General features: G+C 68.4%; 13 protein-coding genes. 4 read left to right on the top strand and 9 right to left on the bottom strand.

All coding sequences use genetic code 11. The annotated features are described in order from the left end of the window. Positions 1–172: 172 nt before the first annotated feature. Positions 173–838: a pyridoxamine 5'-phosphate oxidase gene (gene pdxH / locus F9C12_RS28120; protein ID WP_409462350.1), complete on the bottom strand. Its 666-nt coding sequence runs from the start codon at positions 836–838 to the stop codon at positions 173–175. A gap of 246 nt (positions 839–1,084) precedes the next feature. On the opposite strand from pdxH, the gene F9C12_RS28115 reads away from it, so the two are divergent. Further along, the gene (locus F9C12_RS28115; protein ID WP_409462349.1) at positions 1,085–2,761 is read left to right on the top strand and encodes a purine-cytosine permease family protein; all 1,677 of its coding nucleotides are present in this window, start codon (positions 1,085–1,087) and stop codon (positions 2,759–2,761) included. On the opposite strand, the gene F9C12_RS28110 is transcribed toward F9C12_RS28115, so the two are convergent. The 6 genes from F9C12_RS28110 to F9C12_RS28085 are packed head-to-tail and all read right to left on the bottom strand — an operon-like array spanning position 2,726 to position 7,167. Further along, complete coding sequence (locus F9C12_RS28110; RefSeq protein WP_409462348.1) at positions 2,726–3,454, bottom strand: urease accessory protein UreD; 729 nt, start codon at positions 3,452–3,454, stop codon at positions 2,726–2,728. The two genes, F9C12_RS28115 and F9C12_RS28110, sit on opposite strands and share 36 nt — an antisense overlap. Continuing rightward, positions 3,451–4,152, bottom strand: a complete 702-nt coding sequence (gene ureG, locus F9C12_RS28105; RefSeq protein WP_409462347.1) for an urease accessory protein UreG — start codon at positions 4,150–4,152, stop codon at positions 3,451–3,453. The genes F9C12_RS28110 and ureG overlap by 4 nt, the downstream gene beginning before the upstream one ends. Continuing rightward, on the bottom strand, positions 4,142–4,828 hold the full coding sequence (locus F9C12_RS28100) for an urease accessory protein UreF (RefSeq protein WP_409462346.1): 687 nt from the start codon (positions 4,826–4,828) through the stop codon (positions 4,142–4,144). Before F9C12_RS28100 ends, ureG begins: the two co-directional genes overlap by 11 nt. Then, a complete protein-coding gene (locus F9C12_RS28095) occupies positions 4,828–6,549 on the bottom strand; it encodes an urease subunit alpha (protein ID WP_409462345.1) in 1,722 nt (573 codons plus the stop codon). Before F9C12_RS28095 ends, F9C12_RS28100 begins: the two co-directional genes overlap by 1 nt. Then, positions 6,549–6,854: an urease subunit beta gene (locus F9C12_RS28090; protein ID WP_409462344.1), complete on the bottom strand. Its 306-nt coding sequence runs from the start codon at positions 6,852–6,854 to the stop codon at positions 6,549–6,551. Before F9C12_RS28090 ends, F9C12_RS28095 begins: the two co-directional genes overlap by 1 nt. A gap of 10 nt (positions 6,855–6,864) precedes the next feature. Continuing rightward, positions 6,865–7,167 (bottom strand): urease subunit gamma, encoded by a 303-nt coding sequence (locus F9C12_RS28085; protein ID WP_409184774.1) that lies wholly within the window; start codon positions 7,165–7,167, stop codon positions 6,865–6,867. A gap of 155 nt (positions 7,168–7,322) precedes the next feature. Here F9C12_RS28085 and F9C12_RS28080 point away from each other — a divergent pair, with 155 nt between their 5' ends. The 3 genes from F9C12_RS28080 (at position 7,323) to F9C12_RS28070 (ending at position 9,984) form a co-directional block, all read left to right on the top strand. Further along, positions 7,323–7,817 carry a hypothetical protein gene (locus tag F9C12_RS28080; protein WP_409462343.1) on the top strand — a complete coding sequence of 165 codons (495 nt, stop codon included), beginning with the start codon at positions 7,323–7,325 and terminating at the stop codon, positions 7,815–7,817. Further along, positions 7,814–8,362 carry a DUF3558 family protein gene (locus F9C12_RS28075; protein ID WP_409462342.1) on the top strand — a complete coding sequence of 183 codons (549 nt, stop codon included), beginning with the start codon at positions 7,814–7,816 and terminating at the stop codon, positions 8,360–8,362. Before F9C12_RS28080 ends, F9C12_RS28075 begins: the two co-directional genes overlap by 4 nt. A 482-nt stretch (positions 8,363–8,844) precedes the next feature. After that, a complete protein-coding gene (locus F9C12_RS28070) occupies positions 8,845–9,984 on the top strand; it encodes a citrate synthase 2 (protein WP_409184771.1) in 1,140 nt (379 codons plus the stop codon). A 41-nt stretch (positions 9,985–10,025) separates the two neighbouring features. Here the strand turns inward: F9C12_RS28070 and F9C12_RS28065 are convergent, their stop codons facing one another. Beyond that, complete coding sequence (locus F9C12_RS28065; RefSeq protein ID WP_409467085.1) at positions 10,026–10,607, bottom strand: TetR/AcrR family transcriptional regulator; 582 nt, start codon at positions 10,605–10,607, stop codon at positions 10,026–10,028. Positions 10,608–10,621: 14 nt separating this feature from the next. Then, positions 10,622–12,328: an SDR family oxidoreductase gene (locus F9C12_RS28060; protein WP_409467084.1), complete on the bottom strand. Its 1,707-nt coding sequence runs from the start codon at positions 12,326–12,328 to the stop codon at positions 10,622–10,624. Positions 12,329–12,415 lie beyond the last annotated feature (87 nt).

Here is a 12,415-nt window from a genome sequence, read left to right as displayed (position 1 = left end):
CCGCCCCCGATACACAGCCAAAAACACGGCGCTGGGGTGCTTGTCAAGGCATCTTTCCCGCCTTGACAAGCACCCCAGCGCCGTAGTCACACTAAAAAATCGGGGGGCCCACGCACCCACTAAACCCGGCAATGTCGCCCGCCAGGGCGACGAGCCGAACAGTCAGACGAGATCAGGGAGCCAACCTCTCCACCTGCCACCCGTCATGCGTCCGATGAAACCGAAGCCGATCGTGCATCCGATCCTCGCGCCCCTGCCAGAACTCGACGAAGTCCGGCCGAATCCGCCACCCGCCCCAATGCGGCGGAGCCGGAATCTCCTCCACCTCAGCGAACCGACGCTCAATATTCCGAAGCGCGTTATCCAACGCCCGCCGCCCCTCAACCACCCGCGACTGCGGCGAAGCCCAAGCCCCCAACTGCGACCCACGCGGCCGCTGAGCCCAGTAGGCAGCCGTCTCGTCCGCACTAACCTTCTCGACCTCGCCCCGAATCGTCACTTGACGATGCAACGGATACCAGGGAAAAGTCGCCGACGCATACCGCGTAGCAGTCAGGTCATGGCTCTTCGCCGAGGTGTAGTTCGTGTAGAAAACCACCCCGCGGTCGTCAAAGCCCTTGCACAGCACCGTCCGCGAAGACGGCCGTCCCTCGGCGTCGGCGGTCGCGAGCACCATCGCGTTGGGTTCCGCGAGCGCTTCGGACACCGCCTGGCTCAGCCAGCTTTCCAGCTGCTCATGCCACGTGGCCGCGAGCGCGGACTCGTCAAACGGCGCGCTGTCGTAGGCCACCCGCATGCCAGGCAGCCGCACGACCGCCTCGTCGATCTCCGGTGTCATCCGGCCCAACCTCCGTTACCCCTGGTGAGGGTGTCGAATCACGGCTATCCAGCGACGGTATTGGGTCGCCGGTCCCGGCGAAACCCACCGAACGGTGACTCCTGCCACGCCCGGCCCGCCATCGGGCCGTAACCGCAGGACGCCGAGTTGTAACGCGCCGTTCACGGGCTGGTCCCTGATCGATACAGGCCGCACCTACCTTTCGACCTGCTCCGGCACCCGTCCCCAGTCACGGAGGCAGGCCAGATGACCAAAGCTCTGTCCGAACGCGACGGCACGCGAAAGCCACAACGCACCTACGCCGCGCTCGCCGCCAACGAAAACCGCGAGGACTACTCGCTGCGCTTCGCCGCGCAATCGTTCCGGCGCTGGTCGCCGTTCGTCGTCGCGACGACCGCGCTGGGCGGGATCGCCTACCTCGCCGACTTCGCCATCGGCGCCAGCATCGTGCTGTCCTACGGCTTCACCTCGGGAGTGCTCGCCATCCTGGCCGCCGCAGTGGTGATCTTCGTGACCGGCGTGCCGATCGCGCGCGCCTGCGCGACTTACGGCGTGGACATGGACCTGCTCACCCGCGGCGCCGGGTTCGGCTACTTCGGATCCACCCTCACCTCGCTCGTCTATGCCAGCTTCACCGTGATCTTCTTCTCCCTCGAAGGCTCGATCATGGGTCAGGCGTTCCAGCTGGCGCTGGGCATTCCGCTGCCGATCGGCTACTTGCTGGCGACGCTGATCGTGCTGCCGTTCGCGCTCTACGGGATGGGCGCGGTCGCGAAGATGCAGACCTGGACGCAGCCGATCTGGATCGCCGGACTGGTGCTGCCGTTCGTCGTCGTGCTCGTGCGGGAACCCGGACGGTTCGCCGAGTTCGCGACGTTCGGCGGCATCGACGGCGCGGGTTCCGGATTCTCCGCGGTCGGCTTCGGGTTCGGGATGGGCATCGCGCTGTCGCTGATCGGGCAGATCGGCGAACAGGCCGACTACCTGCGCTTCATGCCGGCGAAAACGGCGGAGAACAAACGCTCCTGGTGGGCCGCGGTGCTCGCCGCCGGGCCGGGCTGGGTGGTGCTCGGCGCGGCCAAGCAGATCGGCGGCGCCCTGCTGGCCTTCCTCGCGCTCGGGGCGGTCGGCAAGACCGCGGCGCTGGAGCCGATCGCGCCCTATCTCGAGGCGGTGCGGCCCGCGCTCGGACCGGCCGCGCTCACCTTCGCCGCGTTGTTCGTGGTGGTTTCGCAGATCAAGATCAACACGACGAACGCCTACTCCGGCTCGCTGTCCTTCGCGAACTTCTTCTCCCGCGTCCTGCACCGTCATCCGGGCCGCGCCTGGTACGTGCTGGTCAACTGCGGGATCGCGCTCGCGCTGATGGAATTCGGCGCGTTCGGTTTCCTGAACAAGATCCTCGGCTTCTACTCGAACGTCGCGATCGCCTGGATCGGCGCGGTGTGCGCGGACCTCGTGATCGCGAAACCGCTCGGCCTTTCTCCGCGGTATATCGAGTTCAAACGGGCTTATCTGCACAAAGTCAACCCGGTCGGGTTCGGTGCCATGGTGCTCGCCTCCGCGGTGTCGATCGCGGCATATTTCGGCGCGTTCGGCGAATATCTGGCGGCCTTCAGCCCGCTGCTCGCGCTGGTGATCGCCGTCGCGTTGGTGCCGGCGCTCGCGGTGGCCACCCGCGGCCGGTACTACCTGGTGCGGCCCAACCTCGTTTCCGGTCCTGACGTCGACCAGGACCGCACTGCTACGCACACCTGCTCAGTTTGCGGCGACGCCTACGAACTGCCGGACATCGCCGACTGCGCCAACCAGGGCGGTGCGATCTGCTCGCTGTGCTGCACGCTCGACAGCAGCTGCCACGACATGTGCCGCACCGCCGGCCCGGTCTCACTGCCCGAGCCGACTTTCCGCACCGCCGGGTAAACCGAGTCTCGACGCGGTCACCACATCCGGGGCCAGCGCGGTCGTCAGGGTGCCGCCCGCGGCCAGCGGAGTCCGCGACCACCACGGTCCGGACTCCGCGAGCCGCGGCGGTCCGCCGAACTCGACTTCGGTCACCAGCACCCGCTGTCCGGCCAGCACCGCGAGGCTCGAGTCCAAGGCCGCGTCGCCGACGGTCTGCGTCTGCCGGAGTGCCGGGACGCCACCGCGGGTCACGTGCACTGTGGAGGACAACCGGCCCGGGCGTTCGCCCTCCCGGCCGAGGACGAGGACTTCCCGGGTGCGGAACCGGGCGTCGGCGGCCAGGTCGGCGCGCAGCACGGCGACGTGCTCGGCGCGGGCGGTGACGACGGTCGGCTCCGGGAAGTATTCGAAGGAACCGCCGTCCTCGACCGTGACCTCCACAGTGGACAAACTGGGCACGTCGCGCAGGCCGGGCAGTGCGAGGGTCGCCGCGACGCCGGACAGGTTCAGTTTCGCGCCCGCCTCGACGCGGATCTCGAGCCGCAGCTCGTCCCCGCCGAGCGGCGCGGTGGCCGAGTTGACCAGGTGCACCACCGCGCCCGGACCGCGCTGGCGACGCGGGACGAGCGTCAGCGGCGCCATCGACTTCAGTTCTCGCAGCACAGTCCGTCCGTCGTCGAGGACGGCGACCAGGCGGGCGTGCGCCTTCACCCCTGCCGGACCGGCACCAGCGAGCGCACCCAGTCCGCGACGGCCGGGGCATCCGGAGTGTCCACTAGGGACTGAGTGAACACCGGCAGGTCGCCCCGCATGTGGTGGGCGTCCGAGGTCATCACGGTCAGGTCGGCTCCGACCAGCGGGGCGAGGTCGGTTTTGTTGATCACCAGCAGGTCCGCCGTCGTGACGCCGGGGCCGCCCTTGCGCGGCACTTTGTCGCCGCCCGCGACGTCGACCACGAAAATCTGGCTGTCGGCCAATCCGCGGCTGAACACCGCGGTCAGGTTGTCGCCGCCGCTTTCCACGATGACCAGTTCCAGGCCGGGGAATTTCTCCTCGAGCCGTTCCACCGCGTCGAGATTCGCGGTGATGTCGTCGCGGATGGCGGTGTGCGGGCAGGCGCCGGTCTGCACCGCCTCGATCCGTTCCGGGTCCAGCACGCCTGCTCGGCGCAGGAAATCGGCGTCTTCGGTCGTGTAGATGTCGTTGGTGACCACGGCCAGGTTCAGTTCTTCGCCGAGCGCGCGGCACAGTGCGGCGGTGAGCGCGGTCTTGCCACTGCCGACCGGGCCGCCGATGCCGATCCGGTACGCCCGGCCGGCGGTCGGCACCGCGTCGTAGTGGTCGGGTTCGGTGGCGGTCGGGTCGAAGTTGACCGCGTGGAAATGCCCGTGACCGTGTTCAGCTGGCAAAGAGACGCACCTCTTCCTGGTGATGCCGAGCGTGTTCCTCGGCGAACAAATCCAGCGCCGGCGACGCTGGAGCGGGCAACTCGGCCGGATCAGCACCGGCGGTTTCGGCGGCCTGGGCGCTCACTTCCCGCATCGGTCCGGCGAGCCGCGCGACCACCGCGTTCACCGCGAACGGGTCCAATCCAAGGAGACGAACCGCCGCGCTCGCCGGACCGCTCACGGCAAGGTAGGCGGCCGCCATGGCCGCGTCGAACGGACTGCCGCCACTGATGCCGACGAGCGCGCCGGTGATGATCGGATGGTGCGGGCGCGGGGTTTCGGCGAGCAGTTGGGACAGCACTGGTGACGGCCACGCGGCACGTCCGGCGCGCGCTGTCCCCCGGCCTTGTGCGCGCGACGCTTCCCGTTGCGCGAGCGAGGGCGTACGGGCGTCGAGTTCCTGGTCGAGCCGTCGCCAATGGACACTCTCGACGGCTCGCGCCGCGGCGTGCGCTGAGGCGGCGGCAAAGGCGGCGGCGAGCAGGCCCGCGGTATGCAACCGTCCAAAGAGGAATCCCGGCAAGTCGCGTTCGGACCGGACGAGACGCCGGGCGGCCACCTCTTCGAAGCCGCCGGAATGCACGTGTCCGCCGCCCGGGAACCGGGAGTCGGCGAGAATGAGCGCGACCGGGTCCATCAGAACAGGAAATACCGTTGCGCCATGGGCAATTCGGCCACGGGATGCGGTTCGATCAGTTCCCCGTCCACCCGCACCGCGAAACTGTCCGGATCCACGCGCACCTGTGGGGTCGCGTCGTTCAGCACCATGTCCGCTTTCGTCCGGCGGCGGGTGTTGGCTACCGGCACCAACGGCCGGGTGATGCGGAATCGTTCGGCCAACCCGGAATCCAGCGCTTCCGGAGCCACGAAATGCAGGCTGGACGCGGCCGCCACGGCCGGTGCGGCACCGAACATCGGCCGCGCGAGCACCGGTTGCGGCGTGGGGATCGAAGCGTTCGCGTCGCCCATCGCCGCCCATGCCGGGAACCCGCCCTTCAACACCACATGCGGGCGCACGCCGAAAAACTTCGTTTCCCACAACACCAGATCGGCGAGTTTGCCGACCTCGACCGAGCCGATTTCCGCGTCCATTCCGTGGGCGATGGCCGGGTTGATCGTGTACTTCGCGACGTAACGACGGGCGCGTAAATTGTCCGCAGCACCGTCGCCGGGAAGCGCGCCGCGGCGGCCTTTCATCACGTGCGCGGTCTGCCACGTCCGGATGATCACCTCGCCGATCCGTCCCATCGCCTGCGAATCGGAACTCATCATCGAAATGGCGCCGAGGTCGTGCAGCACGTCCTCGGCGGCGATCGTGCTCGGCCGGATCCGGCTTTCCGCGAAGGCGAGATCCTCGGGCACCGACGGGTTCAGGTGGTGGCAGACCATCAGCATGTCGAGGTGCTCGTCGAGGGTGTTGACGGTGTGCGGGCGCGTCGGATTGGTCGACGAGGGAAGGAAGTTCGCCATCCCGGAGACCTCGATGATGTCCGGCGCGTGCCCGCCGCCAGCGCCCTCGGTGTGGTAGGCGTTGATCGACCGGCCGCCGATCGCCTCCACAGTGGACTCGAGAAACCCGGCCTCATTGAGGGTGTCGGTGTGGATCGCGACCTGCACGCCGGATTCGTCGGCGACAGTGAGACAGGCGTCGATCGCGGCCGGCGTCGAACCCCAGTCCTCGTGCAGCTTGAACCCGCCCGCCCCGGCGGCCAGCTGTTCCCGCAATGCCTCCTGCCGGACAGTATTCCCCTTGCCCAGCAGCAGCACGTTCACCGGCTGACCGTCCATTGCGGACAGCATCCGGCCGAGGTTCCACGCACCGGGAGTCACCGTCGTCGCCTTGGTGCCCTCGTTCGGACCGGTGCCGCCGCCGACCAAAGTGGTCAGTCCGGCCGCCAGCGCGGTGTCGACCAGTTGCGGGCAGACGAAATGCACGTGACAGTCGATGCCGCCCGCGGTGAGGATCTTCCCGTTGCCCGCCAGCACTTCCGTGGACGGCCCGATCACCAGCGCCGGGTCAACACCGTCCATTGTGTCCGGATTACCCGCTTTGCCAATGCCGACGACGCGCCCGTCGCGGACGCCGACGTCAGCCTTCACCACGCCCCAGTGGTCGAGAATCACCGCGCCGGTGATCACCAGATCGGGCGCCCCCTCGGCGCGAGTGGCCATGCCCTGGCCCATCGACTCGCGGATCACCTTCCCGCCGCCGAAAAGCACCTCGTCGCCGCTGCCGCCGGGTCCGATCGACCAGTCCTCGGTCACCTCGATCAGCAGCTCGGTGTCCGCGAGCCGGATCCGGTCCCCGGCAGTCGGGCCGAACAGCTCGGCGTAGCGGACGCGGTCGATCTCCGGCATCAGAACTCCCCGGCGTATTCGGCCCGCAGTCCCGGCACCCGCCGTCGCCCGCTGAGCGGAACCAGGTCGACCTCGCGGTCAATGCCCGGCTCGAACCGCACCGAGGTCCCAGCGGGCACGTCGAGCCGGTGTCCGCGAGCGGCTTCGCGGTCGAACTCCAGGCCCGAATTGACCGCGGCGAAGTGATAGTGCGAACCGACCTGCACCGGCCGGTCGCCGAGGTTGCGCACGCGCAGCCGCACCCGAGCGCGCCCCGGATTCAACGGCACCGGTTCGTCGCCGGGAATGATCTCGCCTGGCCGCACGATGTCCTCCTCAAGCAATCGGTTCGTGCACCGTGACGAGCTTGGTGCCGTCCGGAAAAGTGGCTTCCACCTGCACGGACTCGACCATTTCCGGCACCCCGTCGAGCACCTGGTCCCGGGTGAGGACGCCGCGCCCGCCCGCCGCCAGCTCACTGACCGTGCGCCCGTCGCGAGCGCCCTCCAGCACGTAGTCGGTAATGAGCGCGACGGCTTCGGGATAATTGAGCCGAAGACCGCGTTCGAGCCGCTTGCGAGCAACGTCCGCCGCGACGTGGACCAGCAGTTTGTCGCGTTCCTGCGGGCTCAGGTGCATGGCCAAGGTCTACCACCGGAACCCCCGCTCCGCCTGATTCGGCAACACAGTGTTTACCCACCGGGCAGCTGTTTCGATCGGCTGACAGCACGCGCGGACACCCGATACCCTCCGTGGTAGAAGGCGCACGAAGCGAACCAGCGGAGGGGGGGAACATGACGGGCGCGCACTTCGGACAACCCGGGGCAGGCACCGGCGGAGCGGCTGGCGACGCCGGCGCAGACTTCTTTTCCAACCTCGGGCTGGGGCTGACCGACCACAAGGCCGCCGAACAGGTGAACGAGGGTGGAGCCCGACTCAAGACGCTCGCCCAGAACGGCTCGTTCGCGGTCAACGAGGCCGGGTTCCAGGCGTATCTGAAGGCCTGCGACTTCTTCCTCGACGGCTACGCCCGGTTCCGCCGGGACGCCGGCGTTCTCACCCGGACCGCCGACATGGGCTCGTCCAAGTATGCTCAGGCCGTCGCCCAGTTCAACGTCAAAGTCGCCGACGGAGACGCCGGTTCGATGCTGCCGAACCTTGAACTCATGCGGCAAGGCATCCTGCAAGCAAAGGACGCACTGATTACCGCGCGCAAGAACTATCGCGAGACCGAGGACGCACACAGCACCTCATTTGCCGACCTCAACAAGAAATTGAACGGCCAGTGAGCACTTCACGAGCAAAGAAAACTCTTGCGCTGCTCGGCGCGCTCGGCATCGTGACGGCTGGATGCTCCAGCCCGGTCACCGGAACGCCACAACCCGGCCAGCCGTCTTCCGCCGCGGCCGCGCCGACATCGGGCAACCCGTTCTCAGCACGGAACCAATGCGCGCTGCTGGACCGCATTCTCGCCGGTCAAGGCTTCCCCAAGGCTACTCCGACGGTCGCCCAGCCCACCCGCTCGTGTGCCTCCCAAAAGCCGTCTTCCGGTACGGAGAAGGGAATCGAGGTCGGGTTGTTCCTGCAGGAAGGCAAGCTCTACACGGACAACATCGCTCACCCGGAAACCGCCAGACGCGGCGATATCAACGGACGCCCCTCCATCGAGGAGCCCGAACAGCTGAACTCACCCGGGCAATGCGACATCACTATGGCTGTCGAGCCTCATTCGAGGGCGAACCTTGGCGTTACTTCGGACTTGACCACGGCAGAAGCCTGTGCCCAGGTCGAGAAATACGCCGTAGCCCTGGAACCGCTCCTTCCGAAAGGCTGATCCGGCCCGGGTAGGGCCCTATGCCGGATTCGCGGTGTTCGCCTTGTGTCGGAGCGACGGCAAGCACGGCTTGCCAGCCGGACCGACCTCGCGATTACCCAGCGTGACTCCTCGGACCGGTCGCCGTGCGGCCAGGACCGCGACCAGCCAAGTGACCCGAAATCCACCCCCGGCCTCCCCGCAGCCGAGCACGGCACCTCCGCCGTTCCCGCCCCTCTGGCAAGCCGTGATTCACCTCGAGTCCACCGGGGTACCAGTCTGCGGTCACCTCTCTGGACGGGAGAAAGTCGCGTCCCAGGCTCACCTGGACTGAATCGTTCTCGTAATCGTGACCGAAACCACGACATCTTCCGTTGCCCCAGCCGGGCAAAGGGAGCATGGTTTGTCCCACCGTGCGATGAGGCGCGCAAGGAGCCAGCGTGTATCCCGTCCGCGCGTGCACAACACAGCCGGGGAATGCGCATCGAAAGGGTTCGCGAAGAGTGACTACCTCCACGATCAGCAAGACCAACGAAGCCGACGACGGGTTCCGGCCTGGCCTCGAAGGCGTCGTCGCGTTTCGGACCGAAATCGCCGAACCCGACCGGGACGGCGGTGCGCTGCGCTACCGCGGCGTGGACATCGAGGACCTCGCCGGGAAGGTGACCTTCGGCGACGTATGGGGCCTCCTGGTCGACGGCCGGTTCGGGACCGGGCTTCCGCCCGCCGAGCCGTTCCCGCTTCCGGTGCACACCGGCGACGTCCGGGTCGACGTCCAGGCCGCGCTCGCCATGCTCGCCCCGATCTGGGGGTACCGGCCGCTGCTCGACATCACCGACGAAGAGGCGCGCGACCAGCTCGCCCGCGCTTCGGTGATGGCGCTGTCCTACGTCGCGCAGTCCGCGCGCGGCATCGGCCAGCCCGCGGTGCCGCAGTCGCGGGTCGACGAGGCCAAGTCGATCACCGAGCGGTTCATGATCCGCTGGCGCGGCGAGCCGGACCCGGCGCACGTCAAGGCGGTCGACGCGTACTGGGTTTCCGCCGCCGAGCACGGCCTCAACGCCTCCACCTTCACCGCGCGCGTCATCGCCTCCACCGGGGCGGACGTCGCGGCCTCGCTGTCCGGCGCGATCGGCGCGATGTCCGGCCCGCTGCACGGCGGGGCCCCGGCGCGCGTGCTGCCGATGATCGAGGAGGTCGAGCGGACGGGTGACGCCCGCGCGCTGGTCAAGGGCATCCTCGACCGCAAGGAGCGGCTGATGGGCTTCGGCCACCGCGTGTACCGCGCGGAGGACCCGCGCGCTCGCGTGCTGCGCCGGACCTGCAAGGAACTGGGCGCGGAACGCTACGAGGTGGCCGCCGCGCTGGAGCAGGCCGCGCTGGCCGAGCTGCGCGAACGCCGTCCGGACCACCCGATCGAGACCAACGTCGAGTTCTGGGCCGCGGTGATCCTGGACTTCGCGAAGGTGCCGCCGCACATGATGCCGGCGATGTTCTCCTCCGCGCGCACCGCCGGCTGGGCGGCGCACATCCTGGAGCAGAAGCAGACCGGCCGCTTGGTCCGTCCGTCGGCGAAGTACGTCGGCCCCGGCCCGCGCACGCCGTCCGAGGTCGAGGGCTGGGACAGCGTCACCCAGATCTGACACTCAAGTCCGTGAAGGCCCCCTGGCACTCAAGGGGGCCTTCACGGCTTTTTGGCCAGGTGCGCGTCGGTGGCGGCGAGCATCGCGGTGAGCTGGTCGACCAGCCAGCCGTCCAGCGCTTCCCGCGGGACGGTGCCTTCTTGAAGCCACGACAACAAAGCGCCCTCGACCACCGCGGTCCAGCAGCGCAGCGTCAGCAGCACCAACGGCGACGGTTCGGGCAGAGCCAGCGCCTCCAGGATCAGCTCGACGGCCCGGTTGCGAACCTCGTCGATCGCCGCGTCCGTCTCCGAAGTGGCGATCACTGAACCGCTGCGCAACAACGCGACATAGCCCTCGCGGTAATGCGCGGCGACATCGACCAGACCGCGTACCGCCGCGCGCAGCCGTTCTTCCGGCGGGCCTTCCTCCAGGGTCGCGAGCCGGTCGACCAAACCGTCGGTGACCGTGCGCAACGCCTGCATTTGCAGTTCCCGCAAGCTCGGGAAATACCGGTAGAACAACGGCCGGGACACCTCGGCGCGCGCCACGATGTCGTCCACCGTGACCAATTCCGGGGCCCGGGTGCCGAACAGGTCCAGCGCGGCCGCGATCAGGTCGTCCCGCCGGGCCTGCGCGGTCATCCGGCGCGGACGGCTCACGGCGTGACGTCCAGTTTCGCCGCCGCCCGCAGCAAACCCGGCGTCAGTCGCGAAAGGACCAACGCGACCTTCGCCTCCGGAGTGGACGGCTGGATCGCGACGTTCTTCTCCACCGCACGCAGAATGTCGCGCGCCACTCGTTCCGGGCCGAAATTGCGCCGCGCGTAAAGCTTCGACGATTCCTTCTGCCGCCGCTTCTCCTCCACCTCGTCGACGCCGACGAACCTGGTGGTCTTAGTGATGTTCGTATTCACCAGTCCCGGGCAAACCGCCGTGACCCCGATTCCCTCGGAAGCCAGCTCCGCGCGCAAACCATTGCTCAACGCCAGCACGGCCGCTTTCGTGGTGCCGTACGCGGTGAGGATCTTCGACGGCAGATAAGCCGCGGCGGAAGCGAGGTTGACGATCTGCCCGCCCTCAGCGCGTTCCTTCATCATCGGCGCGAACGCGCGGCACCCGTGGATCACGCCCCACAGGTTGACGTCCACGACCTTCTCCCAGTCCTCGATCGTCGTGTCGAGGAACGGGCCGGACATGCCGATGCCGGCGTTGTTCACCACGATGTCCGGCACGCCGAACTCTTCCCGCACCTGCGCGGCGAACCGGGCGACCGCCTCGCCGTCCGAAGAGTCCACTGTGTACTCACCGGCGTCGACCCCGCGTTCCCGCACCAGTTTCGCGGTTTCCGCGGCCGAATCGCCGTTGATGTCGCTGACGACCACGTCCGCGCCCTCGGCCGCGAACGCCAGCGCGGTCTCCCGGCCGATCCCGCTGCCCGCGCCGGTCACCACCACCAGATGGTGCGCGAAGCGACCGCCTCCGCCCCCGATCCGCGCACGGCGCAACGCACGGGTTTCCTCGCCGGTTTCCACCGACGCGATCAGCTCAGCCGCCGCGGCCGCGACCACTTCCGGCTTGGTCCGGGTGATCCAGTGCGACCCGATCACGCGCCGGACACGCAGATCCGGCACCCAGCGCTCGACCTCGGTCTGCAGCGGCGCGGTGACGTACGAATCGCCGGTCGGCGCGAGCACCTGCACCGGGATCTCCGCCGGACGCGGGCGCGGCCGCGACAGCCGCGGTCCCATGTTCGCCCGGTACAACTTCAGGCCGTGCACGCCGTCGGACGTCTTCGGCGAGGACTCGGCGGGCTCCAGCTTCCGGATCATCGTGCGCATGATTCCCGTGCGCCACAACAGTTCCGGAATCAACGGCACCTGGAACGCGACGATGTAATACGAGTGCAGGAACTGCCGCATCGCGTGCCCGAGCCGACGCGGCGTCGGCCGGGTCAGCTGAGCCCGGAACCACGCGCCGGCGTGATCGAGGCTGGGCCCGGAAAGCGAGGTGTAGGAAGCGATGCGGCCGCGCAGCCGGTCGCCGGTGACCGCGTGCCACGCCTGGATCGAACCCCAGTCGTGCGCGACGAGGTGGACCTTGCCGAACGGCTGCACCTCGTCGACCACCGCGGCGAGGTCGTCGGCGAGCTGGTCCAGCCGGTACGCCCGGCGCGCCCGCGGCTTGTCGGATTCGCCCGCGCCGCGCACGTCGTAGACGACCACGCGGTGCTCGCGGCGCAGCTCCTCGGCGACGCCGTCCCACATCGAGCTGTTGTCCGGATATCCGTGCACGAGCACGACCGTGGGCCCGTCCGGGTTGCCGCTCACCCGGACCGAAAGGCGGACTCCGTCGCTGGCAGTCACCTGCTTGTGAGACATCTTGTCATGTTAGACAACTTGTCAACAGCGAGCGCCGTGGTTCCACGGGAAACCAGCGTGTCCACCGTTCGG

Origin of the sequence: Amycolatopsis sp. GA6-003 (genome assembly GCF_046267895.1) — a bacterium.
GTDB lineage: Bacteria > Actinomycetota > Actinomycetes > Mycobacteriales > Pseudonocardiaceae > Amycolatopsis.
The sequence above is the reverse complement of the archived record's forward strand: the minus strand, read 5'-3'. Positions and strand labels throughout refer to the sequence as shown.

Coding starts and splice junctions, on each gene's coding strand:
- F9C12_RS28100 (WP_409462346.1), bottom strand. CDS start 4,828: ATGGACCCGGTCGCGCTCATTCTCGCCGACTCCCGGTTCCCGGGCGGC.
- F9C12_RS28080 (WP_409462343.1), top strand. CDS start 7,323: ATGACGGGCGCGCACTTCGGACAACCCGGGGCAGGCACCGGCGGAGCG.
- F9C12_RS28095 (WP_409462345.1), bottom strand. CDS start 6,549: ATGCCGGAGATCGACCGCGTCCGCTACGCCGAGCTGTTCGGCCCGACT.
- F9C12_RS28065 (WP_409467085.1), bottom strand. CDS start 10,607: ATGACCGCGCAGGCCCGGCGGGACGACCTGATCGCGGCCGCGCTGGAC.
- pdxH (WP_409462350.1), bottom strand. CDS start 838: ATGACACCGGAGATCGACGAGGCGGTCGTGCGGCTGCCTGGCATGCGG.
- F9C12_RS28115 (WP_409462349.1), top strand. CDS start 1,085: ATGACCAAAGCTCTGTCCGAACGCGACGGCACGCGAAAGCCACAACGC.
- F9C12_RS28085 (WP_409184774.1), bottom strand. CDS start 7,167: ATGCACCTGAGCCCGCAGGAACGCGACAAACTGCTGGTCCACGTCGCG.